The 25195-nt window shown below is 65.0% G+C and carries 22 protein-coding genes, 2 tRNA genes and 1 pseudogene; 21 read left to right on the forward strand and 4 right to left on the reverse strand.

The genetic code is table 11. The features are described 5' to 3' along the window. The first annotated feature begins 8 nt into the window (after positions 1-8). Together motA and motB are read left to right on the forward strand one after the other, a co-directional pair. Positions 9-860 (forward strand): flagellar motor stator protein MotA, encoded by an 852-nt coding sequence (gene motA, locus ACIPK7_RS21580; protein WP_081515523.1) that lies wholly within the window; start codon positions 9-11, stop codon positions 858-860. A gap of 15 nt (positions 861-875) precedes the next feature. Further along, positions 876-1934, forward strand: coding sequence for a flagellar motor protein MotB (gene motB / locus ACIPK7_RS21585; RefSeq protein WP_401090070.1), 1059 nt, complete (start codon positions 876-878; stop codon positions 1932-1934). 292 nt (positions 1935-2226) lie between these two features. Here motB and rsgA read toward each other — a convergent pair whose 3' ends face one another. Further along, entirely contained in the window at positions 2227-3258 is a 1032-nt protein-coding gene (gene rsgA / locus ACIPK7_RS21590; protein WP_184595179.1) for a small ribosomal subunit biogenesis GTPase RsgA, read from the reverse strand. An 89-nt stretch (positions 3259-3347) separates the two neighbouring features. On the opposite strand from rsgA, the gene orn reads away from it, so the two are divergent. Further along, positions 3348-3890, forward strand: a complete 543-nt coding sequence (gene orn, locus ACIPK7_RS21595; RefSeq protein ID WP_192434078.1) for an oligoribonuclease — start codon at positions 3348-3350, stop codon at positions 3888-3890. Between the two features lie 53 nt (positions 3891-3943). On the opposite strand, the gene queG is transcribed toward orn, so the two are convergent. Next, a complete protein-coding gene (gene queG / locus ACIPK7_RS21600) occupies positions 3944-5011 on the reverse strand; it encodes a tRNA epoxyqueuosine(34) reductase QueG (protein WP_401090340.1) in 1068 nt (355 codons plus the stop codon). 104 nt (positions 5012-5115) lie between these two features. Here queG and ACIPK7_RS21605 point away from each other — a divergent pair, with 104 nt between their 5' ends. From ACIPK7_RS21605 to ACIPK7_RS21670, 14 genes and pseudogenes are all read left to right on the forward strand, one after another. After that, positions 5116-6612 (forward strand): NAD(P)H-hydrate dehydratase, encoded by a 1497-nt coding sequence (locus tag ACIPK7_RS21605; RefSeq protein ID WP_401090073.1) that lies wholly within the window; start codon positions 5116-5118, stop codon positions 6610-6612. Then, positions 6600-7067, forward strand: coding sequence for a tRNA (adenosine(37)-N6)-threonylcarbamoyltransferase complex ATPase subunit type 1 TsaE (tsaE, locus tag ACIPK7_RS21610; protein ID WP_192434089.1), 468 nt, complete (start codon positions 6600-6602; stop codon positions 7065-7067). The genes ACIPK7_RS21605 and tsaE overlap by 13 nt, the downstream gene beginning before the upstream one ends. Positions 7068-7074: 7 nt before the next feature. Beyond that, positions 7075-8505, forward strand: coding sequence for an N-acetylmuramoyl-L-alanine amidase AmiB (amiB, locus tag ACIPK7_RS21615; RefSeq protein ID WP_401090075.1), 1431 nt, complete (start codon positions 7075-7077; stop codon positions 8503-8505). Continuing rightward, positions 8502-10406 (forward strand): DNA mismatch repair endonuclease MutL, encoded by a 1905-nt coding sequence (gene mutL / locus ACIPK7_RS21620; RefSeq protein WP_401090077.1) that lies wholly within the window; start codon positions 8502-8504, stop codon positions 10404-10406. Before amiB ends, mutL begins: the two co-directional genes overlap by 4 nt. A 78-nt stretch (positions 10407-10484) precedes the next feature. Continuing rightward, positions 10485-11447 (forward strand): tRNA (adenosine(37)-N6)-dimethylallyltransferase MiaA, encoded by a 963-nt coding sequence (gene miaA, locus ACIPK7_RS21625; protein WP_401090079.1) that lies wholly within the window; start codon positions 10485-10487, stop codon positions 11445-11447. A 106-nt stretch (positions 11448-11553) separates the two neighbouring features. After that, the gene (hfq, locus tag ACIPK7_RS21630) at positions 11554-11802 is read left to right on the forward strand and encodes an RNA chaperone Hfq (RefSeq protein WP_017520393.1); all 249 of its coding nucleotides are present in this window, start codon (positions 11554-11556) and stop codon (positions 11800-11802) included. Between the two features lie 12 nt (positions 11803-11814). Continuing rightward, a complete protein-coding gene (hflX, locus tag ACIPK7_RS21635; RefSeq protein WP_401090081.1) occupies positions 11815-13116 on the forward strand; it encodes a ribosome rescue GTPase HflX in 1302 nt (433 codons plus the stop codon). 95 nt (positions 13117-13211) lie between these two features. Continuing rightward, the gene (gene hflK, locus ACIPK7_RS21640) at positions 13212-14384 is read left to right on the forward strand and encodes an FtsH protease activity modulator HflK (RefSeq protein WP_192434095.1); all 1173 of its coding nucleotides are present in this window, start codon (positions 13212-13214) and stop codon (positions 14382-14384) included. After that, on the forward strand, positions 14384-15253 hold the full coding sequence (hflC, locus tag ACIPK7_RS21645; RefSeq protein WP_081515534.1) for a protease modulator HflC: 870 nt from the start codon (positions 14384-14386) through the stop codon (positions 15251-15253). The genes hflK and hflC overlap by 1 nt, the downstream gene beginning before the upstream one ends. A gap of 107 nt (positions 15254-15360) precedes the next feature. Next, positions 15361-15546, forward strand: coding sequence for a DUF2065 domain-containing protein (locus tag ACIPK7_RS21650; RefSeq protein ID WP_192434097.1), 186 nt, complete (start codon positions 15361-15363; stop codon positions 15544-15546). A 34-nt stretch (positions 15547-15580) separates the two neighbouring features. Then, positions 15581-16759 carry an ATP phosphoribosyltransferase regulatory subunit gene (locus tag ACIPK7_RS21655; RefSeq protein WP_192434099.1) on the forward strand — a complete coding sequence of 393 codons (1179 nt, stop codon included), beginning with the start codon at positions 15581-15583 and terminating at the stop codon, positions 16757-16759. 66 nt (positions 16760-16825) lie between these two features. Next, positions 16826-18121: an adenylosuccinate synthase gene (locus ACIPK7_RS21660; protein ID WP_192434101.1), complete on the forward strand. Its 1296-nt coding sequence runs from the start codon at positions 16826-16828 to the stop codon at positions 18119-18121. Positions 18122-18342: 221 nt separating this feature from the next. Beyond that, positions 18343-19344: pseudogene (locus ACIPK7_RS21665) on the forward strand (HAMP domain-containing protein); the annotation flags it as partial. Then, positions 19318-20202: a methyl-accepting chemotaxis protein gene (locus ACIPK7_RS21670; protein WP_401090342.1), complete on the forward strand. Its 885-nt coding sequence runs from the start codon at positions 19318-19320 to the stop codon at positions 20200-20202. The pseudogene ACIPK7_RS21665 and the gene ACIPK7_RS21670, both read left to right, overlap by 27 nt. A 98-nt stretch (positions 20203-20300) precedes the next feature. Here the strand turns inward: ACIPK7_RS21670 and ACIPK7_RS21675 are convergent. Beyond that, positions 20301-20387 (reverse strand) — tRNA-Leu (locus tag ACIPK7_RS21675). Positions 20388-20533: 146 nt separating this feature from the next. After that, positions 20534-20620 (reverse strand) — tRNA-Leu (locus ACIPK7_RS21680). Positions 20621-20825: 205 nt separating this feature from the next. On the opposite strand from ACIPK7_RS21680, the gene rnr reads away from it, so the two are divergent. The 4 genes from rnr (at position 20826) to rpsR (ending at position 25184) form a co-directional block, all read left to right on the forward strand. Next, positions 20826-23555, forward strand: a complete 2730-nt coding sequence (rnr, locus tag ACIPK7_RS21685; protein ID WP_192434105.1) for a ribonuclease R — start codon at positions 20826-20828, stop codon at positions 23553-23555. Then, positions 23552-24304 carry a 23S rRNA (guanosine(2251)-2'-O)-methyltransferase RlmB gene (rlmB, locus tag ACIPK7_RS21690; protein ID WP_192434107.1) on the forward strand — a complete coding sequence of 251 codons (753 nt, stop codon included), beginning with the start codon at positions 23552-23554 and terminating at the stop codon, positions 24302-24304. Before rnr ends, rlmB begins: the two co-directional genes overlap by 4 nt. Positions 24305-24507: 203 nt before the next feature. Beyond that, positions 24508-24924, forward strand: a complete 417-nt coding sequence (gene rpsF, locus ACIPK7_RS21695; protein ID WP_017518275.1) for a 30S ribosomal protein S6 — start codon at positions 24508-24510, stop codon at positions 24922-24924. A gap of 29 nt (positions 24925-24953) precedes the next feature. After that, complete coding sequence (gene rpsR / locus ACIPK7_RS21700; protein WP_003095634.1) at positions 24954-25184, forward strand: 30S ribosomal protein S18; 231 nt, start codon at positions 24954-24956, stop codon at positions 25182-25184. The last annotated feature ends 11 nt before the right edge of the window (positions 25185-25195 follow it).

The raw sequence follows: 25195 nt of genomic DNA on the forward strand, positions 1-25195 counted from the left end.
CGGTCCCCATGGCAAAAATCATCGGCATCATCGTTCTCATGGCCAGCGTGCTCGGTGGCTACATGCTCTCCGGCGGCAAGATCGCGGCCATCATCCAGCCGTTCGAGGTGCTGATCATCGGCGGCGCCGCGCTGGGTGCCTTCCTCCAGGCCAACCCTGGCAGCACCTTCATGACCGTGCTGAAGAAAGCGCCGAAGATGTTCGGCAACCGCTTCACCCACACCTTCTACCTGGAAGTGCTGGGCATGCTCTACGAAGTGCTCAACAAGAGCCGCCGCGAAGGCATGATGGCCATCGAGGCCGACGTCGAGGACCCGGCAGCCAGCCCGATCTTCAGCAAGTACCCGGCGGTGCTCAAGGACGAACGCATGACCGCGTACGTCTGCGACTACCTGCGCATCATGTCCTCCGGCAACATGGCGCCCCATGAGCTGGAAGGCTTGTTCGACATGGAGCTGGGCAGCCTCAAGGAAGACCTTGAACATCCGGCCCATGCGGTGACCCGCGTCGCCGATGCCCTGCCGGGCTTCGGTATCGTCGCGGCGGTATTGGGCATCGTGATCACCATGGCCCTGCTCGGCCAGGGCAGCCAGGCCGAGATCGGCCACCACGTCGCCGCGGCGCTGGTGGGTACCTTCCTCGGTATTCTCGCCGCCTACGGCTTCGTCGGCCCGCTGGCAAACGCCCTGGAGCACGACGCCAAGGAAGAGCTGAACCTCTACGAATCGATCAAGGCCTGCCTGGTGGCTTCCGCCTCCGGCATGCCGCCGTCGCTGGCCGTGGAGTTCGGCCGCAAGGTGCTGCTGCCGGCGCACCGCCCGAGCTTCAGCGAACTGGAGCAGGCCGTTCGCGGTCGCTGATAGGTCGTCTGACGCATGGATAACAACCAGCCGATCATCGTCAAGCGCATCAAGCGCTATGCCGCCGGCCACCATGGCGGTGGCTGGAAGATCGCCTTCGCCGACTTCGCCACCGCCATGATGGCGTTCTTCCTTGTGCTCTGGCTGCTGTCCTCGGCCACGCCGGAGCAGAAGAAGGCCATCTCCGGTTACTTCCAGGACCCCATCGGTTTCACCGAGAGCGCCAGCCCCTACGTCATCGACCTGGGCGGCACGCCGACGCCGGCGCCGGACAAGACCCTGAACCCGCAGATCCAGGCCCAGCCGGACGCGGACGAGACGCGGATCAACCCGGACGAGAACGCCAAGATCACCGAGCAACAGGCCCAGGACGTCGCCGAGCAGGTCGAGAAGGAACGCCTGGAGCTGCTGTTGCAGGAGCTGCAGAACAAGGTCGACGAGAACCCGACCCTGAAGCGCTTCAAGGACCAGATTCTGTTCGAGATCACCCAGGACGGCCTGCGTATCCAGATCGTCGACTCGGACAACCGGCCGATGTTCGACCTGGGCAGCGCGCGCCTGCAGCCGTACTTCGAGGACATCCTGCTGGCGCTGGCCGAGACCATCAAGCAGGTGCCGAACAAGATCAGCATCAGCGGCCACACCGACGCCAAGCCCTACGCGGGCAATGGCGATTTCGGCAACTGGGAGCTCTCGGCCAACCGCGCCAACGCCGCACGCCGTGCGCTGGAAGCCGGCGGTTACCCGGAAGAGCAGATCGCCCGGGTGGTGGGTTACGCCTCGTCTGCGCTGTTCGACCGCGACAAACCGCTCAACCCGGTGAACCGCCGCATCGACATCATCGTGCTGACCAAGAAGGCTCAGCGCGCCATCGAAGGTCAGGATGGCGGGGCTGGCAAGCCTGCCGACGGCGCGGCTCCGGCCGCTCCGGGCGCGGCGGCTCCCGCCGGTACCCCGGCCGAGCCGGCGGCCGGGCAGGGCGATCCGCTACCGCCGGACCAGCTCAAGCAGAAGCTCAACCTGTTCGACGACGGCGGCACGCTGAAGCTCGACGAGTTGAACAAGCAGCAGTGATGAATGAAAAAGGCCAGCTGAAAAGCTGGCCTTCTTCGTGTAGGACGCATAAAGCGGAACGCTTTATCCGCCATCTCGTCGCAAAGGCCGATGGCGGATAACGCTTGGGCGTTATGCGCCCTACGGTTATGCGCAATGGGATGGTGAGAGGGCCTTTCGTAGGAGCGAGCTTGCTCGCGAACCCGCTTGATGCCGTCTCTGCCCGGACAAATGCGTTCGCGAGCAATAACGATGGCGTCCCCCTCGCTCCTACAGGTCGGGGCAGCGTCGGCGCTGCGGCGTTATCTGCCGATCAATACTCGTCTTCCGGCAGGCTCGCGAGGATGTGCCGGTAGCTGGCCATCCGCTGCGGCGAGATGCGCCCGTCTTCCAGCGCCTTGAGCAGCGCGCAGCCCGGTTCGCGGTCATGCTTGCAGTCGCGGAAGCGGCAGTGGCCGAGCAGGTCGTGGAACTCGATGAAGCCCGCTTCCACGTCGTCACGGCTGACATGACCGAGGCCGAACTCGCGGATGCCGGGGGAGTCGATCAGGTCGCCGCCGGCGGGGAAGTGGAACAGCCGCGCGGTGGTGGTGGTGTGAGTGCCCTTGCCGGTGACTTCCGAAAGGTCGCCGACGCGGGTGTCGACGCCCGGTAGCAGTGCATTTACCAGCGACGACTTGCCCACCCCGGACTGCCCGACGAATACGCTGACGTGCTCGTTCAGCGCAGCGCGCAGGGCGTCCAGCGCCAGGCCGTTGGCGGCCGAGACCTCCAGCAGCGGGTAGCCCAGCTCGCGGTAGGTGCCCAGCAGCGAGTCGAGGAAGGGTGCATTTTCCTCGTCGATCAGGTCAGCCTTGTTCAGCAGCAGCAATGGCTTGATGCCCGCGTGCTCGGCGGCGACCAGGTAGCGGTCGATCAGGTTGGCATGGGGCTCGGGGCGCGGCGCGAAGACAATGACGATGCGATCGACGTTGGCCGCGACCGGCTTAAGCACGCCGCGCATGTCCGGGCGGCGTAGCTCGGAGGTGCGCGGCAGCTGCGCGACGATCACGCCAATGCCCTGATTGCCCGGGCGCCAGACCACCTGGTCGCCCGTCACCAGCGGCGGCAGGTTGGCGCGCAAGTGGCAGCGGAACACCTGGCCGGCAGCGTCGCCGTCCTGGGCCTCGACTTCCACCTGCACACCGAAGTGGGCGATCACCTGGCCGGTCTGTTCCGGTCCGAGGTCGCCGCCTTCCAGTTCTTCCAGGGCGCGCGACTCGCGCTTCGCCGCGCGCGCGGCGCGTTCTTCCTGGACTTTTTCGATCCGCCAGCTCTGCCGGCGGGTGAGGTGACGCTTGGCCATAGGGTATCCACAGGGAAAATCGCGGCGGAGTTTAGCATGCGCCGGCGTGCTTCCCGCTAAACTAGAGGGCTGAGCTGAGGAGCCCCATCATGCAGAACCCGCAGAACCTGATCTGGATCGACCTGGAAATGACCGGGCTGGACCCGGACAAGGACGTCATCATCGAGATGGCGACCATCGTCACCGACAGTGACCTGAATATCCTCGAGGAAGGCCCGGTGATCGCCGTGCACCAGAGCGAGGCGCTGCTCGCCGGCATGGACGAGTGGAACACCCGTCAGCATGGCCAGTCCGGCCTGACCCAGCGCGTGCGCGAAAGCACCATCTCCGCCGCCGAGGCCGAGGCGATGACCATTGCCTTCCTGGAAAAGTGGGTGCCCAAGCGCAGCTCGCCGATCTGCGGCAACAGCATCTGCCAGGACCGCCGCTTCCTCTACCGTCACATGCCGAAGCTGGAAGGCTACTTCCACTACCGCAACCTGGACGTGTCGACCCTCAAGGAGCTGGCCGCGCGCTGGGCGCCTTCGGTGCGTGACGGCTTCAAGAAGGGCAACACCCACCTGGCCCTGGACGACATTCGCGAGTCCATCGCCGAGCTGCGCTACTACCGCGAGCATTTCATCAAGGTGTAAGTGGCGCGATTCTGCTCTTGCAGGAGCGAGCTTGCTCGCTCCTACGAAAAGCTTCAGATTCCGGCGTTATGGCGCGCCAGCGCCCACTCCACATGCTCGCGCACCAGTTCCGACGGGAACTCCCGCCGCGCGCGCAGCGCCTCGATCACCGGGATGGTCGACGGCGCATTGCCCAGCCCCACGGCCAGGTTGCGCAGCCAGCGCTCGTAACCGGCCCGCCGCAACGGCGAGCCCTCGGTGCGGCTGAGAAATTCTTCTTCCGTCCACAGGAACAGTTCCGCCAGCGCGGCGTTGTCCAGGCTGTGGCGCGGCTGGAAGTCGCCCTGGTCGGTGGCGCGGGCGAAGCGGTTCCACGGGCAGACCATCTGGCAGTCGTCGCAACCGAACACGCGATTGCCGATCAGCGGGCGCAGGTCTTCGGGGATCGCCCCCTTCAATTCGATGGTCAGGTAGGAAATGCAGCGCCGCGCATCCAGCACATAGGGCGCAACGAAGGCGGCAGTGGGGCAAATGTCCATGCAGGCCGTGCAGCGCCCGCAGTGCTCCGTGCCGTGGGGCTCGTCCACGGGCAGCGGCAGGTCGGTGAACAGCTCGCCGAGGAAGAAGTAGCTGCCGGCCTTGCGGTTGAGCACCAGGGTGTTCTTGCCGATCCAGCCCAGCCCCGATTGCTCGGCGATGGCCTTCTCCAGCACCGGCGCGCTGTCGACGAAGGCGCGGAAGCCGAATGGGCCGACCTTCTGCTGGATGCGCTCGGCCAGTTGCTGCAGGCGTTTGCGGATCAGTTTGTGGTAGTCGCGGCCCAGGGCGTACCGCGACACGTAGGCCTTCTCCGGGTCGCCCAGCACCTGCGCCATGCGCGTGTCGCCGGGCAGGTAATCCGTGCGCAGCGAGACCACCCGCAGGGTGCCGGGCACCAGTTCGTCCGGCCGCCAGCGTTTGCTGCCGTGGGCGCCCATGTAGTCCATCTCGCCGTGATAGCCCGCCTCCAGCCAGCGCTGCAGGTGCCCGCCGTGCTCCTCCAGATCGAGCCCGCTGATGCCCACCTGCTGGAAGCCGAGTTCGCGCCCCCAGTCCTTGATGGAGAGGGCGAGGTCGGCATAGTCGAGTGTCGAATCGTGCATGGAAGGCGAGAAAGCGAAGTCCGGGTGCGTATAATTCTGCCAGACCTTGCCGGCGTCGGCCCGTCCGTACGCCAAGGCGACACATTCTGCCGCCCGGAACAGCGATGACTGCCCACGACGATCTGCCCCTGAATCTGTACAGCGCCCAGCAGGTGCGCGACCTCGACGCACGCCTGATCGCCGCCGGTACGCCCGGCTTCGAGCTGATGCGCCGCGCCGCCCACGCCGCCTGGCGCGCCCTGCGTCGGCAATGGCCGGATGCCGGCGAGATCACCGTGCTGGCCGGTCACGGCAACAACGCCGGCGATGGCTACCTGATCGCTGCCCTGGCCCTGCGCGCCGGCTGGCGCGTGCGCGTGCTGGCGGTGGGCGATGCCTCCCGGCTGTCCGGTGATGCCGCCTCGGCCCATGGCGAAGCGCGTTCGGTCGGCGTGGATATCGAAGCCTGGAGCGACCGCGTCGAGCTACGCGGAGTGGTGGTGGACGCGCTGCTGGGCACCGGCCTGGGTGGCGAGGTGCGCGAGCCTTACGTCTCGGCCATCGCTGTGATCAGCGCCAGCGGCCTGCCGGTGCTGGCCGTGGACATTCCTTCCGGCCTCAGCGCCGACACGGGGCAAGTGCTGGGCTGTGCGGTAAACGCCGACCTGACCGTGACCTTCATCGGGCTCAAGCTCGGCCTGTTCACCGGCAGCGGTCCCGACCAATGCGGCGAGCTGGTGTTCGACGGACTCGATGCCGATCCTGCGCTGATTTCCGTGGATGGCATGGCACGCCGTCTCGCTCCGGCATCGCTGGCGCGCCTGGCCGCGCGCCCGAAGGCTGCGCACAAGGGCTTGTTTGGCCATGCGCTGGTGATCGGTGGCGACACCGGCATGGGCGGCGCCGTGCTGCTGGCCGCCGAGAGTGCGCTGCGCTGCGGCGCCGGGCTGGTGTCCCTGGCTACCCGTGCCGCCCATGTGCCCGCCGCACTGTCTCGCCGCCCTGAGCTGATGGCGCGCGGTGTCTCTTCTTCCGCCGAGTTGCTGCGCCTCGCCGAGCGTGCCGATGTACTGGTGGTCGGCCCCGGTGTCGGCCGCGAAGCCTGGGGGCGCGTGCTGGTCAGCGCTGCCGCGAGCCTGGAGCGCCGGCAGGTGTGGGACGCCGATGCGCTAAACCTGCTGGCTGAGGGACTGGTGGCTCGTCCATCCGGCTCCTGGGTGATCACGCCCCATCCGGCCGAGGCGGCGCGTCTGCTGGGTATTTCCACTGCCGAAGTCCAGGCCGACCGGCCGAAAGCCGCGTACGCGCTGGCGCAGCGTTATCAGGCGGTGGTCGTGCTCAAGGGCGTCGGCAGCCTCGTTGCTTCCCCGGATGGCCGGCTGGCGCTGTGCAATCACGGGCATCCCGCCATGGCGGGTGCCGGGCTGGGTGATGTGCTGTCCGGCATCCTCGGTGCGCTGCTGGCGCAGGGGCTGCCTGCATTCGATGGCGCCTGCCTGGCGGTCTGGCTGCATGCGCGCGCCGGCGAGTCGCTCGGAGCGCAAGGGCGCGGCTTGGCTGCCGCTGATCTGATTCCTGCCGTTCGTCAGTTGCTCGAGGAGCTGTCCCCATGCCTGAACTGAATCTGTTCGCCGACGGCGAAGAGGCCATGGTCGAACTTGGTCGCCGGATTGCCGACGCGACCGCTGGGCACGGAGTGATCTACCTGCATGGCGACCTGGGGGCGGGCAAGACCACGCTGTCGCGCGGCATCCTGCGGGGGTTGGGCCATGGGGGATCGGTGAAAAGCCCGACCTTTACCCTGGTCGAGCCCTACGAAATCGGCGATCTGCGCGCCTTTCACTTCGACCTCTACCGCCTCGCCGATCCGGAGGAACTGGAGTTCCTCGGCATCCGCGACTACTTCGAGGGCGATGCGTTGTGCCTGATCGAGTGGGCGGAGCGCGGCAAAGGCATTTTGCCAAAGGCCGACATGGACATTACCATTGTTCCGCATGCGGGCGGACGCATGCTGCGCCTCGACCCGCACGGAACACGGGGCGAAGCCTGGTGTGCCGCCCTGGCCACGGGAGCATAGAAAAAAGATGGGTTGGGGGTTGCGCCTTCGGGCGTTGTTTATCGGGGTGTCCGTTCTGCTGGCATTCTTTGCCGGCGAGGTTTCTGCCGCCACGCAAATCAAGAGCGTGCGCATCTGGCGCGCGCCAGACAACACACGGCTGGTGTTCGATCTGTCCGGCCCGGTGCAGCACAGTCTGTTCACCCTGAGCGCGCCCAACCGCATCGTCGTCGACATCAATGGCGCGCAGATGTCCGCTGCCCTCGACAAGCTCAAGCTGAACAACACGCCGATCACCGCGATGCGCTCTGCCCAGCGCTCGCCCACCGACCTGCGCCTGGTGCTCGACCTGAAGAATGCGGTCACGCCCAAGAGCTTCGTGCTGCCGCCAAACCAGCAGTACGGCAACCGCCTGGTCGTCGACCTGTACGATCAGGGTGCAGATATCGCTCCGGACGTCCCCGCGACTCCAACGGCCAGTGTGCCCGCCACGCCCGTCAGCCCTGCGCAATCGGTCGCCAAGATCCCCGCGCCGAGTAGCGGCGGCAAGCGTGACGTGGTGATTGCCATCGACGCCGGCCACGGCGGCGAAGACCCCGGCGCCCTCGGCCCGAACGGCCTGCACGAGAAGAACATCACCCTGTCGATCGCCCGCGAACTGCAGCGGCAGATCAACCAGATGAAAGGCTTCCGCGCCGAACTGACGCGGACCGGTGACTACTTCATCCCGCTGCGCAACCGCACCGTGATCGCCCGCAAGAAGGGCGCGGACCTGTTCGTCTCCATCCACGCCGATGCCGCGCCTAGCCGCAGCGCCTTCGGGGCCTCGGTGTTCGCCCTGTCCGACCGTGGCGCAACCTCCGAAACCGCGCGCTGGCTGGCCGACACGGAAAACCGTTCCGACCTCATCGGCGGCGACGGCGGCGTGAATCTCGACGACAAGGACAAGATGCTCGCCGGCGTGCTGCTCGACCTGTCGATGACTGCCACCATGTCCTCCAGCCTGGATGTTGGCCACAAGGTGCTGACCAGCGTCGGCCGCGTCACCCCACTGCACAAGCGCCGGGTGGAACAGGCCGGTTTCATGGTGCTGAAGTCCCCGGATATTCCGTCGATCCTGGTGGAAACCGGTTTCATCTCCAACCCGAACGAGTCCGCCAAGCTGGCCAGCGGCTCGCACCAGCAGGCGCTGGCGCGCTCGATCGCCGCTGGCGTGCGTCAGTACTTCGTGCAGACCCCGCCACCGGGTACCTACATCGCCTCGCTGCGTGACGGCGGCCAGCTGGCTTCCGGCCCACGCGAATATGTCGTGCGCAGTGGCGACAGCCTGGCAATGGTTGCCAGCCGCTTTGATGTCAGCACCGCTTCGATCCGCAGCGCCAACTCGCTCAAGAGTGACGAGCTGAAGATAGGTCAGGTGCTGAAGATTCCGGGCACCTCTCTGGCGTCGCAGCAATGAGTGACGTACGCCGTATCCAGCTGCTAACTCCGCGGCTGGCGAACCAGATCGCTGCCGGCGAAGTAGTCGAACGACCCGCGTCGGTCATCAAGGAACTGCTGGAAAACTGTCTCGACGCCGGTGCCAAGCGCATCGACATCGAAGTCGAGCAAGGCGGCGTCAAGCTGTTGCGCGTGCGCGACGATGGCAGCGGCATTCCTGCAGACGACCTGCCGCTGGCCCTGGCGCGCCACGCCACCAGCAAGATTCGCGAGCTGGAAGACCTTGAACGGGTGATGAGCCTGGGCTTCCGGGGCGAAGCGCTCGCCTCGATCAGCTCCGTCTCGCGCCTGACCCTCACTTCGCGCACCGCCGACGCCGAGCAGGCCTGGCAGGTGGAAGTCGAGGGCCGCGACATGGAATCCACCGTGAAGCCTGCGGCTCACCCGGTAGGCACCAGCATCGAAGTGCGCGACCTGTTCTTCAATACCCCGGCGCGGCGCAAGTTCCTGCGCGCCGAGAAGACCGAATTCGATCACTTGCAGGAAGTCATCAAGCGCCTGGCACTGGCGCGCTTCGACGTGGCCTTCCATCTGCGCCACAACGGCAAGACCATCCTTTCGTTGCACGAAGCCAAGGACGAAGCCGCCCGCGCCCGCCGCGTGGGTGCCGTTTGCAGTACCGGCTTCCTCGAGCAGGCGTTGCCCATCGAAGTGGAGCACAACGGCCTGCACCTGTGGGGTTGGGTCGGCCTGCCGACCTTCTCCCGCAGCCAGCCGGACCTGCAGTACTTCTATGTGAACGGCCGCATGGTGCGGGACAAGCTGGTTGCCCACGCCGTGCGCCAGGCTTATCGCGATGTGCTGTACAACGGCCGCCATCCGACCTTCGTGCTGTTCTTCGAGGTCGACCCATCGGTGGTGGACGTCAACGTCCACCCGACCAAGCATGAAGTGCGCTTCCGCGACAGCCGCATGGTCCATGACTTCCTCTACGGCACCCTGCATCGGGCGCTGGCGGAAGTGCGTCCGGACGACCAGCTGGCACCGCCGGGGGCGACCACCCTGACCGTGCCGCGCCCGACCGGCGCGGAAGCCGGCGAATTCGGCCCGCAGGGCGAAATGCGTCTGTCCGAGACCGTGCTGGAGGCCCCGGCTGCCGCGCGTGCTTGGCAGCCGAGCCCAGCCTCCGGCGGTTCCAGTGGTGGTGGTGGCTACAGCTACCAGCCAACTCGTCCGGAAATTCCGCCCATTCAGGAAGCCCAGGGCGCCTACAAGGCTTATTTCGCGCCGCTGTCCGACCAGGCGCCGCAGGCGCTGCCGGAAAGCAGCCAGGACGTGCCGCCGCTGGGTTATGCCCTGGCGCAGCTCAAGGGCATCTACATCCTTTCGGAGAACGCCCACGGCCTGGTTCTGGTGGACATGCACGCCGCCCACGAGCGGATCATGTACGAGCGCCTGAAGACTGCCATGGCCAGCGAAGGCCTGCGGGGCCAGCCGTTGCTGGTGCCGGAGTCCATCGCCGTCAGCGAGCGCGAGGCAGATTGCGCGGAAGAGCATGGGGCTTGGTTCTCCCGGCTCGGCTTCGAACTGCAGCGGCTCGGCCCGGAAACCCTGGCGATCCGTCAGATTCCCGCGCTGCTCAAGCAGGCCGAAGCTACCCAGTTGGTGCGCGACGTCCTCGCCGATCTGCTGGAATACGGCACCAGCGACCGCATCCAGGCGCATCTCAATGAATTGCTCGGCACCATGGCCTGCCACGGCGCCGTGCGCGCCAACCGCCGGCTGACCCTGCCGGAGATGAACGGCCTGCTGCGCGACATGGAAGTGACCGAGCGCAGTGGCCAGTGCAACCACGGCCGGCCGACCTGGACTCAGTTGGGGCTCGACGAATTGGACAAGCTGTTCTTGCGGGGCCGTTGATTTTCGTAAGCTTGCGTTCAGGAAAGTGCAGTAAACTGCACGCCAATCGATTCAGCAGTCCGCAGTAACGAGCTCCCGATGTCCCTGCCTCCCGCGATATTCCTCATGGGCCCCACCGCCGCCGGCAAGACCGACCTGGCGCTGGAGCTTGCGCGCTTGCTGCCGGTGGAGCTGGTCAGCGTGGATTCGGCGCTGATCTACCGCGGCATGGATATCGGTACCGCTAAGCCGCCCCGCGAGGTGCTTGAGGAATTCCCGCATCGCCTGATCGATATCCGTGACCCCAGCGAGGCCTATTCGGCGGCGGAATTCCGCGCCGACGCCCTGGCGGCCATGGCCGAGATCACCGCGGCGGGGAAGATCCCGCTGCTGGTCGGCGGCACCATGTTGTATTTCAAGGCGTTGCTGGAGGGGTTGGCCGATATGCCCGCCGCCGACGCCGCCGTGCGCGCCGAACTGGAAGCCTGGGCCGCTGCCGAGGGCTGGAGCGCCCTGCATGAAGAGTTGGCGCGCGTCGATCCGGAGTCGGCCGCGCGCATCCACCCCAATGACCCTCAGCGACTTGTCCGGGCCCTCGAGGTGTACCGCGTGAGCGGTATGTCCATGACTGCACACCGCCTTCGCCAGGCGAGTGAAAATGCGGGTCTCGGCGCGCAAGGCGGTGGACAATTACCGTATACTGTGGCTCATCTGGCGATCGCGCCTCTGCAGCGCCAGGTGTTGCACGAGCGTATCGCGCAACGTTTTGACCAGATGCTGGAACAGGGCTTCATCGCCGAGGTCGAATGCCTTCGCGCAAGGAGTGACTTGCACGTAGGGCTACCGTCCATAAGAGCGGTGGGCTACCGACAGGTATGGGATTACCTCGAGGGCAAACTGTCCTACGCTGAGATGGTGGAGCGCGGCGTCATCGCTACGCGGCAATTGGCCAAGCGCCAGTTCACCTGGCTCCGTAGCTGGAGCGATCTACACTGGTTGGACAGTCAGGCAAGCGACAATTTGCCGCGTGCCTTGAAATACTTTGAGGCGGTCTCCATATAGGCTCGAGACCTTAATTCCGGCCGTCTATCCTTGGGGTTCAGGACGGCGTTAAGCCAAATTCGACTACTACTAAATCAGTTTTTTACCCTTACAAGGAGTGCGGCATATGTCAAAAGGGCATTCGCTACAAGACCCTTACCTCAATACCCTGCGCAAAGAACGCGTTCCGGTTTCCATCTACCTCGTCAACGGCATCAAGCTGCAGGGTCAGATCGAATCCTTCGACCAGTTCGTCATCCTGCTGAAGAACACTGTCAGCCAGATGGTCTACAAGCACGCCATTTCCACCGTGGTTCCCAGCCGCCCCGTGCGCCTGCCCACCGGTGATCAACCGGCCGAGCCGGGCAACGTTTGACGGGAGTCCGCCTTGTTCTTTGAGCGCCCGGGTGGTGGGGAACGGGCCATTCTGGTCCATCTGGAAGGTCAGGACCCCGAGGCGCGCGAAGACCCGCAGGAATTCCAGGAGCTGGCCCGTTCGGCAGGCGCGGAAGCGGTTGCTTTCGTCAGCATTTCGCGTCATCAGCCCTCAGCCAAGTACCTGATCGGCAGCGGCAAGGTCGAAGAGTTGCACGACCTCGTCCACGCCGAGAAGGTCGAGCTGATCATCTTCAATCACACCCTCACGCCGAGCCAGGAGCGCAACCTCGAGCGAGCGCTCGAATGCCGCGTGCTCGATCGTACGGGTCTGATCCTCGACATCTTCGCCCAGCGCGCCCGTACCCACGAAGGCAAGCTGCAGGTGGAGCTCGCCCAGTTGGAGCACATGAGCACGCGCCTGGTGCGCGGCTGGACTCACCTTGAACGCCAGAAAGGCGGTATCGGCCTGCGCGGCCCGGGTGAAACCCAGCTGGAAACCGACCGCCGCCTGCTGCGTGGGCGCATCCGCCAGATCAAGTCACGCCTGGAGAAGGTCCGCAGCCAGCGCGAGCAGGCTCGTCGCGGCCGTCGCCGTGCGGAGATTCCGGCGGTGTCCCTGGTGGGCTACACCAACGCCGGCAAGTCCACGCTGTTCAATGCGCTGACCACTTCCGAGGTCTATGCGGCCGACCAGTTGTTCGCCACCCTCGATCCGACCCTGCGCCGCCTGGAGCTGGATGACGTCGGTCCGATCGTACTGGCCGACACCGTAGGCTTCATTCGCCACCTGCCGCACAAGTTGGTGGAGGCGTTTCGGGCTACCTTGGAAGAATCCAGCAACTCCGATCTGCTGCTGCATGTGATCGACTCCCACGAGCCGGATCGCGATGCGCAGATCGAACAGGTGCTGGCGGTGCTCAAGGAAATCGGCGCGAACGAGTTGCCGATGCTCGAGGTGTACAACAAGATCGACCTGCTGCCGGACTTGCAACCGATGATCCAGCGCGACGAGCTGGGCAAGCCGGTCCGCGTCTGGCTGTCGGCGCGGGAATCGCGCGGGCTGGAGTTGCTGGAGCAGGCGATCTCCGAGTTGCTGGGGGAGGACATGTTCGTTGGAACGCTCTGCCTGCCACAGCGGCTGGGACGACTCCGGGCTCAGTTCTTCGAGCTGGGTGCGGTACAGTCGGAGAATCACGACGAACAGGGATGCGCCGTTTTGCAGGTCCGCCTGCCGCGTGTCGAGTTGAACCGCATGGTGAGCCGCGAAGGCTGGCAGCCGGCAGAGTTCATTGCGCAACACACTTTGCAATAAAGCCCGGCACACTGTTTTTGGCAGCGTAATGGGCATTCGGTAGCATAGGTGGGCGCGCCGTAGGCGCGTTTTCGCGTTATCAGATGGAGAGCGCTATGGCTTGGAATGAGCCGGGTGACAACTCGAACAAGAACGACCAGGACCCCTGGGGTGGACGCCGTGGTGGTGGTCGCCAGGGTCCTCCTGATCTGGATGAAGCGTTCCGCAAGCTGCAAGACAGCCTGAATGGAATTTTCGGCAAACCCAAGCGCGGCAGTGGTTCGGGCGGTGGCGGCAGCGGTCGGGGCGGCAGCCTCGGCCTGTTCGGTATCGGCCTGGCGATCCTCGCCGTGCTGTGGCTGTACAACGCCATCTACGTAGTGGATGAGCAGGAGCAGGCGGTGATCCTGCGCTTCGGCCAGTACCACGAGACCGTGGGCCCCGGCCTGAATATCTACTTCCCGCCGATCGACAAGAAGTTCCAGGAGAACGTCACCCGCGAGCGTGCCTACAGCAAGCAGGGTCAGATGCTCACCGAGGACGAGAACATCGTCGAGGTTCCGCTGACCGTGCAATACAAGGTCAGCAACCTGAAGGACTTCGTGCTCAACGTCGACCAGCCGGAAGTGAGCCTGCAGCACGCCACCGAAAGCGCCCTGCGCCACGTGGCCGGCTCCACCACCATGGACAAGATCCTCACCGAGGGCCGCGAACAGATGGCCACTGAGGTGCGTGATCGCCTGCAGCGTTTCCTCGATACCTACAAGACCGGTATCACGGTGACCCAGGTGAACATACAGAGCGCCGCCGCGCCGCGTGAAGTACAGGAAGCGTTCGACGACGTGATCCGTGCCCGCGAGGACGAGCAGCGCGAGAAGAATCAGGCCGAAGCCTACGCCAACGGCGTGGTGCCCGAAGCCCGAGGACAAGCCCAGCGCATCATCGAGGAAGCCAACGGCTACCGCGATGAAGTGGTCTCCCGCGCCCAAGGTGAGGCGGATCGTTTCGCCAAGCTGGCCAGCGAGTATCACAAGGCCCCGGAAGTCACCCGTCAGCGTCTGTACCTGGACACCATGCAGGACGTCCTGAGTCAGACCAGCAAGGTGCTGGTGACTGGTCAGCAAGGTCAGAACAACCTGATCTACCTGCCGCTGGACAAGATGATGGATGGCCGTGGTTCGGCAGCTCCGAACGCCGCGCCGAGCGCGAGCAGCAGCACGCCGGATATCGGTTCGCGGGTCGCCAACGACCTGCAGCAGCGTGATACGCGTACCCGGGAGAGCCGCTGATGAGTAACAAGTCCCTGATCGCCCTCATCGCGGGTGTAGTGGTTGCTGTTGCCGTCTGGAGCAGCGTCTACGTGGTGCAGCAGACCGAGCGCGCTGTCATGCTGCGCTTCGGTCGCGTGGTCGAGCCGGACGTGAAGCCCGGCCTGCACTTCAAGATTCCGTACGTCAACACGGTGCGCAAGTTCGACGGCCGCCTGCTGACCCTGGACTCGCCGACCCAGCGCTTCCTGACGCTGGAGAAGAAGGCGGTGATGGTCGACGCCTACGCCAAGTGGCGCGTCTCCGATGCCGAGCGCTTCTACACTGCGACTTCCGGCATGAAGCAGATCGCCGACGAGCGTCTGTCCCGTCGTCTGGAAGCCGGCCTGCGTGACCAGTTCGGCAAGCGCACCCTGCACGAAGTGGTGTCGGGTGAGCGTGATGCGCTGATGGGGGATATCACCGCTTCGCTGAACCGCATGGCGCAGAAGGAGCTGGGTATCGAAGTGGTCGACGTTCGCGTCAAGGCTATCGACCTGCCCAAGGAAGTGAACCGCAGCGTGTTCGAGCGCATGAGCACCGAGCGTGAGCGGGAAGCTCGCGAGCACCGCGCCAAGGGGCGCGAACTGGCCGAAGGTATCCGCGCGGATGCCGACCGTCAGCGTCGTGTACTGCTGGCCGAGGCCTATCGCGAGTCGGAAGAGACCCGCGGTGACGGCGATGCGAAGGCAGCGGCGATCTACGCCAAGGCCTACACCGCCGATCCGGAGTTCTACGCCTTCACCCGCAGCCTCAAGGCTTACCGCGAGAGCTTTGCCGACAAGAAGGATGTGCTGGTGCTCGATCCGAGCAACGAGTTCTTCCGCTATCTGGAAAAAGCTAAACCGTAAGTCAAAGTCTCCGGCGGGCGGCAGCGCCCGTCGGAGAAATCGTGTTATCATGGGTCAGCCGGGAAATCCCGGCTTTTTTGCGTCCGCGAGAATGATGTACGAGAGCCATGTGGCAGGAATTCGGCAAGGCGTTCTGTCTGTTGCTGGTGCTGGAAGGCATCCTTCCATTCCTGTATCCGCGTGGTTGGCGCGACGCCGTGAGCGGACTCGGGCGCATTGGCGACCGCGGTCTGAGACTCATCGGGCTGGGCAGCATGCTGCTCGGCACCGTCCTTCTTTACTGCATTCATTGAAGTGCCGCCCGGCCTAAAAAAGGAGAGAGGCGACATGGCAACGGTAGACCGCTGGCTGCTGCCAGATGGAATCGAAGAAGTGCTGCCACCGGAGGCGGCTCGCGTTGAAGCAGCCCGCCGTCAGGTGCTGGACCTGTTCCAGCGCTGGGGTTACGAGTTCGTCGTCACTCCGCATATCGAATACCTGGAATCCTTGCTGACCGGTGCCGGCCAGGATCTGGACCTGCGTACCTTCAAGGTCACCGACCCTGCGTCCGGCCGTCTGATGGGTTTCCGTGCGGACATCACGCCGCAAGTGGCGCGCATGGACGCCCACAGCCTGCGTCGCGAAGGTCCGAACCGCCTGTGCTACGCCGGCAGCGTGCTGCATGCCCGCCCGCGTGCGCTGGCCACTTCGCGCAGCCCGATCCAGCTGGGTGCCGAGCTTTACGGCAACACCGGCTCGGCCGGTGACGTCGAAGTCATCAGTCTGCTGCTCGACATGCTCGAGATGGCCCAGGTGCCGGATGTGCACATGGACCTCGGTCATGTCGGCATCTACCGTGGCTTGGCCCAGGCTGCCGGGCTGTCCGGCGAAGTCGAGCAGTTGCTGTTCGACGCCTTGCAGCGCAAAGCCGTGGACGAAGTCGCAGCGCTGACCGAAGGCCTGCCGAGCGAGCTCGCCGGCATGCTCCGTGCGCTCGCCGAGCTGTGCGGCAGTCGTGAGGTGCTGGAGCAGGCGCGCGAAGTGCTCGCTGGTGCTCCGGCCAACGTCCAGGCGGCGCTGGCCGACCTGACTGCCATCGCCGACTCGCTGGCGGCGCGCTTCCCGCAGCTGCCGCTGTACTTCGACCTTGGCGAGCTGCGTGGCTATCACTATCACACGGGCGTGGTGTTTGCCGCGTTCGTGCCTGGGGTTGGCGAGTCCATCGCTCAGGGCGGCCGTTACGACGACATCGGCGCCGATTTTGGCCGTGCGCGTCCGGCCACCGGTTTCTCCACCGACCTCAAGACCCTGGTCACTCTTGGCCGCGCCCAGCTCGACGAGCCGCGCACCGGAGTCTGGGCGCCGGCCGATGGGGCTGGCTTGTGGCAGGCGGTGCAGCAGTTGCGCCGTCAGGGCGTGCGTGTGGTACAGGCGCTGCCCGGGCAGGATGCGGCTTCGGCTTCCGAAGCGGGCTGCGACCAGCAATTGCTGGCTCGCGATGGCAATTGGCAGGTGGCTGCGCTCTGAGGCGCGCCACTTCGAGTTTCTGCCGGCCGCGGCCGGCACCGAACATCCACGATGGGGACAAGAGTTATGGGTAAGAATGTCGTAGTCCTGGGCACCCAGTGGGGTGATGAGGGCAAAGGCAAGATCGTCGACCTGCTGACCGACCAGGCTGCTGCCGTGGTGCGTTACCAGGGCGGCCACAACGCTGGTCATACCCTGGTGGTCGCTGGCGAGAAGACCGTACTGCACCTGATCCCGTCGGGCATCCTGCGCGAAGGCGTGCAGTGCCTGATCGGCAACGGCGTTGTACTGGCGCCCGACGCGCTGATGCGCGAAATCGCCAAGCTGGAAGAGAAGGGCGTACCGGTGCGCGAGCGCCTGCGCATCAGCCCGTCCTGCCCGCTGATCCTGTCCTTCCACGTAGCCCTCGACCAGGCTCGCGAGAAGGCCCGTGGCGACGCGAAGATCGGCACCACCGGTCGCGGCATCGGCCCGGCTTACGAAGACAAAGTGGCCCGTCGCGGCCTGCGCGTGGGCGACCTGTTCCACCGCGAGCGCTTCGCCGCCAAGCTCGGAGAGGTTCTGGACTACCACAACTTCGTCCTGCAGCACTATTACAAGGAGCCGGCCGTCGACTTCCAGAAGACCCTGGATGAGTGCATGGCCTACGCCGAAGAGCTGCGCCCGCTGATGACCGACGTGACCTCGGCCCTGCACGACCTGCGTCGCGCCGACGAGAACATCATGTTCGAAGGCGCCCAGGGCTCGCTGCTGGACATCGATCACGGCACCTACCCGTTCGTCACCAGCTCCAACACCACCGCTGGCGGCACCGCTACCGGTTCGGGCTTCGGTCCGCTGTACCTGGACTACATCCTGGGTATCACCAAGGCCTACACCACCCGCGTCGGTTCCGGTCCGTTCCCGACCGAGCTGTTCGATGAGGTCGGCGCGCGCCTGGCCAAGGTCGGTCACGAGTTCGGCGCCACCACCGGGCGTGCCCGTCGTTGTGGCTGGTTCGACGCCGTCATCCTGCGTCGCGCCATCGAGATCAACAGCCTGTCGGGCCTGTGCCTGACCAAGCTGGACGTCCTCGACGGCCTGGAAACCGTGCGTATCTGCACTGGCTATAAGAACGCCGCCGGCGAACTACTGACCGACGCGCCGACCGACGCCGACAGCTACATTGGTCTGCAGCCGATCTACGAAGACCTGCCGGGCTGGAGTGAATCCACCGTCGGCGTACAGAGCCTGGAAGGCCTGCCGGCCAATGCGCGTGCTTACATCAAGCGCATCGAGGAGCTGGTCGGTGCGCCCATCGACATCATCTCCACCGGCCCGGACCGTGCCGAGACCATCGTCCTGCGCCATCCGTTCGGCTGATACACCGCTGCACACTGCAACGGGCCGCTCATGCGGCTCGTTGTCGTTTCTGGGGGTTGGTTTTTGCTTAGCGGCACGCGCTTTGCTGGAGAAACGGATTGGTGCTTTTCGCGCCAGACATCCGTTACATCCGGAGGAAGCCCGCCGTGTCCGCCGTCCTGTCTTTATTGCGCAGTCGCTTACTGCGCCCCGCTTTCATCGCCCTTGGAGTCGCACTGCTGGTGCAGCTGGCGATTGCCCTCTGGCTTACCCGTAACACCGTCGATGGTCTGGTCAGCGACCTCGGCGCGCACCTGGGTAACGAATCGCAACGCCTCGCCGGCGAACTGGAGCAGGCCGGCAAGGAAGTCACTTCCGGCCTGAATGACCTGTCAGCGCGCACCCGTGAGCGCCTGGGCTCAGCGCTCTCGGCGCGCCTGGAGGAAGAGCAGGGCCAGTTGCGCGAGGGGCTGGAGCAGAGCCTGCGCCAGTCCGCCACCGAATTGGCGCAGTTGCTGGCGGCTGTTGCGCCCAAGGCCATGTGGGACAACGACGTCCCGCTGCTCTCCGACTACGCCCGGCGCGCCCAGGCCAATCCGAACGTGCTCTTCGTGGTCTACGACGATCCACAGGGGCAGCACCTGACCCGCTACCTCAATCGCGAGGATCCGCGGGTCCAGGCGCTGCTGGAGAAGGGCAAGGGCGAGCGCGCCCTGGACAAGGTGCTGGAGGCGGCAAGTCATGACGGTTCGGTGTTCCTCGTCGAGGCGCCGATCAGTCCTAATGGCGTGGTGATCGGCACGGTGCGCCTGGGCGTTTCCACCGATGCCATCGAGAAGCAGATCGCCTCGCTGGATCAGCGTTTCTCGGCGCTGGTCGCCAGTGGTGACCAGTTGGTGGGGGATAGCCTTTCCGGTGCGGCGGCCGACAGCTCCAAGGCGCTGACGGCGCGCCTGCAATCCGCGAAGCAGGCAGCGGTGGGCATGAGTCAGGGCACGAAGGCGTCCATCGAAGAGGCGGCGGGAACGTTGCGCTGGCGCATCGGCATGGGGCTGCTGCTGGTGGGGCTTGGTGTATTGCTCTGCCTGGCTGTCGTGCTCGGTCGGCGTGTGGTGAATCGCCTGCGCCTGCTGATCGATGCGCTGAATGACCTGGCGGCCGGGGAGGGTGACCTGACCCGGCGCGTGCGCCTGGATAGCCGTGATGAGCTGGGTGAAATGGCGACCGCGGTTAACCGCTTCGTCGATAAGCTCCAGCCCATCGTGCGTGAGGCGGGGCAGGTTGCGCAGCAGACCGGCAGCGAAATTGCCGCGCTGGCCAGTCGCAGCGCGAGTGCCGAAGCGGCAGCGGATCGGCAGCGTAACGAAGTGGCCGGCAGCCTGGAGGCGCTCTCCGGGATGGCGGCGGAAGCCGAGATGGAAAGCCGCTCCATGCAGGCGGCGCTGGCGCGGGTTGGAGAGATTCGCAAGGCGGCGCAGGCCAATGCGGCTATTGCGCGCAAGGTTGGCGGGCTGATCGAAACCCTGGAGTCCCGCGTACAGAACGGCGCCGGCGTGATTGAGCGTCTGGCGCGGCAGAGCGAACAGATCGAAGTGGTGCTCTCGGTGATCCATGGGATTGCCGAGCAGACCAACCTGCTCGCGCTGAACGCGGCCATTGAGGCGGCGCGTGCGGGTGAGAGCGGGCGCGGGTTCGCCGTGGTGGCGGACGAGGTGCGCGCGCTGGCCAGCAAGACCCAACAATCCACTGGCGATATCCAGTCACACATTGGTGCGCTGCAGGAAGGTGCGCGAGAGGCGGTGTCCGCAATCGGGCACGCTCGCGAGCAGGCGGTGCAGGGTTTGGCAGCTTTGCAGGATAGTGAGCGGCTGCAGCGCGAAGTGCAGAGCGCGGTGGAGGAAGTGCACGGCGCCATCGAGGCGGCGACTCATTCGGCGCAACAGCAGGCCGCAGGCGCTGCGGCGGTGCGTGGGCGAGTCGAGGTGATCCATGCCGAGGCGAGTCGCGCGGCGGAAGCGGTGAGTGCGACCGCCAGCAGTGGGCGAGTGCTCGATGGATTGGCCGGTCAGCTGCGCGCCAGTCTGGGGCAGTTCAAGGCTTGAGGTTGGTAGACCTCGCCGGGCGTTCGCGCCTGGCGAGGTAAAAGACGGAAAGCCGAAAACAAAAAAGCCGAGCTATGCTCGGCTTTTTTGTTTGAAGATGGTGCCCAGGAGAAGACTCGAACTTCCACGGTGTTGCCACCGCTAGGACCTGAACCTAGTGCGTCTACCAATTCCGCCACCTGGGCATGCTTTTCAGCATGGGGTGCGATGATCGCTCATCGTCTTGCGGTGATGCAACCCTTGGGTGCATCTGACGGTCTATTGTTCGGTTATCAGGGTTCCGAACCCGCCTGATAAAGCCTGTCAGGAACTGACTTTATCCTTGAATAAGTGGTGCCCAGGAGAAGACTCGAACTTCCACGGTGTTGCCACCGCTAGGACCTGAACCTAGTGCGTCTACCAATTCCGCCACCTGGGCACTGGAGTCGATGATTACTCATCGTTTCCGTGTTACAACATCTGTCTGACGCTGTGGGCGCGAACTATACGGAGAGCGTTTTCGCTTGTAAACCCCTGATGCGATAAAAAATTTATTCTTGCCCGAAGCTGACCGACGGGCGGATTTCGCGCTTCAATAAGCAGATGGCGAACCATACCCCTATATATAAGGTGACCGCACTTTAATGGCCGATTGGCAAAACCTCGATCCCGAGGCCGCCCGCGAGGCGGAAAAATACGACAACCCCATCCCCAGCCGTGAACTCATCCTGGCGCACCTCGCCGAGCGCGGCGCACCCGCGACGCGGCCCCAGTTGCTGGAAGAGCTCGGCCTCTCCGGCGAAGAGCAGGAAGAAGCACTGCGTCGCCGACTGCGCGCCATGGAGCGCGACGGCCAGCTTATCTATACCCGCCGTGGCGCCTATGCGCCGGTGGACAAGCTCGACCTGATCCTCGGCCGCATCGCCGGCCACCGCGACGGCTTCGGCTTCTTGATCCCTGATGACGGCAGCGACGACCTCTTCCTCAGCCCGACGCAGATGCGCCTGGTGTTCGACGGCGACCGCGCCCTCGCGCGCGTCTCCGGCTTCGACCGCCGTGGTCGCCGCGAAGGCGCGATAGTCGAAGTGGTCGAGCGCGCCCACGAGACCATCGTGGGTCGCTACTTCGACGAGAGCGGCATCGGCACGGTCGTCGCCGACAACCCGAAGATCCAGCAGGAAATCCTGATCCCGCCGGGCAAGGCCGGCAAGGCCAAGCACAACCAGTTCGTCCAGGTGCGCATCGACGTCTGGCCGAGCGTGCATCGTCAGGCCCAGGGCGAAGTGGTGGAAGTGCTCGGCGACTACATGGCGCCGGGCATGGAAATCGAAGTCGCGCTGCGCAGCTACGACATTCCCCACACCTGGCCCGAGGCCGTGGAGAAGGAAGCCGCCAAGCTCAAGCCCGAAGTGCTGGAGAAGGACAAGGAAAAACGCGTCGACCTCCGCGCCCTGCCGTTCGTCACCATCGACGGCGAGGACGCCCGCGACTTCGACGACGCGGTTTATGCCGAGAAGCGCAAAGGTGGCGGCTGGAAGCTGTTCGTCGCCATCGCCGACGTCTCTCATTATGTGAAGGTCGGTTCTGCCCTGGATGAAGAGGCGGCCAAGCGCGGCAACTCGGTGTACTTCCCCGAGCGCGTGATCCCGATGCTGCCGGAGATTCTCTCCAACGGCCTGTGCTCCCTGAATCCGTTGGTCGATCGCCTGGCCATGGTCTGCGAGATGAATCTCTCCAAGGCCGGCAAGATGACCGACTACCAGTTCTACGAGGCGGTCATCCATTCCCATGCGCGCCTGACCTACACCAAGGTCAGCCAATACCTCGAAACCCCGGACAGTCCGGAAGGCCAGCGCCTGAAGGAACAGCTGCCGGCGGTGGTACCGCACCTCAATACCCTTTATGACCTGTACAAGGTCCTCGTCGGCGCGCGACACGTGCGTGGAGCGATCGATTTCGAGACCCAGGAAACCCGCATCGTCTTCGGCGCGGACCGCAAGATCTCGGAGATCCGCCCGACCCAGCGCAACGACGCACACAAGCTGATCGAGGAATGCATGCTGGCGGCCAACGTCGCCACCGCCAAGTTCCTCGAGAAGCACGCCATTCCGGCGCTGTACCGCGTCCACGATGGCCCGCCGCAGGAGAAACTGAACAACCTGCGCCAGTTCCTCGGTGAGCTGGGCCTGACGCTCTATCGCGGCAAGGGCGATCCGACCCCGGCGGACTACCAGAAGCTTCTGGAGTCGATCCAGGGCCGCCCGGACCTGCAACTGATCCAGACCGTGATGCTGCGCTCCCTGAGCCAGGCGGTGTACAGCCCCGAGAATGCTGGCCACTTTGGCCTGAACTACGAGGCCTATACCCACTTCACATCGCCGATCCGCCGCTACCCGGACCTGCTGACCCACCGCGCCATCCGTAGCCTGATCCGCTCCAAGGCAGCCTCCGAGCACGTGCAGCGCGTCGGCGCCGCCAGCATGCCGAAAGCGCGCATCTATCCGTACGATGAGGCCCGTCTGGCTCAGCTGGGCGAGCAGTGTTCGATGACCGAGCGCCGCGCCGACGAGGCGACCCGCGACGTCACCAACTGGCTGAAGTGCGAGTTCATGCGCGAGCGCGTGGGCGAGACCTTCCCCGGCGTGATCACCGCGGTGACCGGCTTTGGCATTTTCGTCGAGCTGACTGACATCTATGTGGAGGGCCTGGTGCACGTCACCGCGCTGCCTGGCGACTATTACCACTTCGATGCCGTGCATCATCGCCTGAGCGGCGAGCGCACCGGCCGCAGCTTCCGTCTCGGCGACACCGTGGAAGTCGTGGTGGCACGCGTCGACCTGGACGAACGCAAGATCGACTTCGAGCTCTCCGACAACGTGCTCAGCGCGCCCATTGGTCGCAAGAAGCGTGGCGAGAAGGCTGAGCCGGTCGCCAAGGGCAAGGCTGCCAAGGGCAGGGCGCCCAAGGCGGTAGCGGCGAAAGATAAGCCTGCCCGGGCTCCTCGTTTGGTTGCGGACGATCCGTATCTCGCTCCGGACGTTGCCGTGCAGCCGCGCAAGCGCAAGGTCGGCGTGGTCCAGGCGCTGCCGTCGGTAGCCCCTGAAATGCTCGCCAAGGCCGACGAAATGCTCGGCAATACCGATGTGCGCAAGAGCCGCGAAGTGAAGAAGGCGCTGCTCGAAGAGGCCAAGGTCGGCGGGAACAAGCCGGCAGCCGGTAAAGGCAAGGGCGCTCCCGCGGCGGGCAAGCCGCGCAATCCTTCGAAACAGAAAGCCCGGTCCGCCAAACCGTCCAAGCACCGCAAGGGCTCTGCTGCGCCCAAGGCAGGTGCTACTGGCGGTGCGCCGGCCAGCAAGCGTAAGGCGAAGAAATGAGTCAGTGGGAACAGGTCTACGGGGTCCATGCCGTAGAAGCGCTGCTGCGCCATCACCCTAAGCGGGTCAAGCAGCTGTGGCTGGCCGAAGGCCGTCAGGATCCACGCATCCAGGCGCTGGTCGAGCTGGCCGGTCAGGCGCGCGTGCCGGTGGGCACGCGCGACCGCAAGGAACTGGATGAGTGGGCCGAGGGCGTGCACCAGGGCGTGGTCGCCGAGGTCAGTCCGAGCCAGGTGTGGGGCGAGAACATGCTGGAGGAGCTGCTGGAGCGCTCCCCCGGTCCGGCGCTGCTGCTGGTGCTGGACGGTGTGACCGACCCGCACAACCTCGGCGCCTGCCTGCGCACCGCCGACGCGGCGGGCGCGCTGGCGGTCATCGTGCCGAAGGATAAGTCCGCCACCCTCAACGCCACCGTACGTAAGGTTGCCTGCGGCGCTGCCGAAGTCATCCCGCTGGTGGCGGTGACCAACCTCGCACGCACCCTGGAGAAACTCCAGCAGCGCGGCCTGTGGATCGTCGGCACCGCCGGCGAGGCGACCCAGATGCTCTATGAGCTCGACCTCACCGGGCCGACCGTGCTGGTGATGGGCGCCGAGGGTAAGGGCATGCGCCGCTTGACCCGCGATCACTGCGACTACCTGGCCAAGCTGCCGATGCAGGGCAGCGTCAGCAGCCTGAACGTCTCGGTGGCCACCGGTGTGTGCCTGTTCGAGATCGTCCGCCAGCGCCAGCTCAAGGTCGGCGCCTGACGTCCCTTCGCGAGGCGGGTCGTTCCGCCTCGCGCTGTTCAAACTTTCACCAGTTTTCCTTGCGCCCCCCGGCGCGCTTCTCTAGAATGTCGGCCCTTGTCGTCCGGGCAGGCGTTCGCGCGTGCTTCCGAGTGGCAAGGAAAAAATCATTCACTCCTTGTCTGACCGCTTTGTCGGCAGGCTGCAATCCGTAAGGAGCATTTATGCGTCATTACGAAATCGTGTTCCTGGTTCACCCGGACCAGAGCGAACAAGTCGGTGGCATGGTCGAGCGTTACACCAAGGCCATCGAAGAAGACGGCGGCAAAGTCCACCGTCTGGAAGACTGGGGCCGTCGTCAGCTGGCTTACGCCATCAACAACGTGCACAAGGCTCACTACGTTCTGATGAACGTCGAGTGCACCGCCAAGGCCCTGGCAGAAATGGAAGACAACTTCCGTTACAACGACGCCGTGATCCGTAACATGGTCATCCGTCGCGACGAAGCCGTTACCGGCCAGTCCGAAATGCTGAAGGCCGAAGAGAGCCGCAACGAGCGCCGCGAGCGCCGTGAGCGTCCCGAATCGAACGAGGGCGAGTCCGCTGACGGCGATGATAGCCGCGACAGCGCTGACGAGTAATCCCGGACCAGTATTGAGGAGCCACACACATGGCACGTTTCTTCCGTCGTCGTAAGTTCTGCCGTTTCACCGCTGAAGGCGTGAAAGAGATCGATTACAAGGATCTCAACACCCTGAAGGCCTACGTTTCCGAAACCGGCAAGATCGTTCCGAGCCGTATCACCGGCACCAAGGCCAAGTACCAGCGTCAGCTGGCGACCGCAATCAAGCGCGCCCGCTACCTGGCCCTGCTTCCCTACACCGACAGCCACGGCCGTTGATCGGGCAGTCG

This window comes from Pseudomonas sp. NPDC086581 (assembly GCF_044746165.1).
Classification (GTDB): domain Bacteria; phylum Pseudomonadota; class Gammaproteobacteria; order Pseudomonadales; family Pseudomonadaceae; genus Pseudomonas.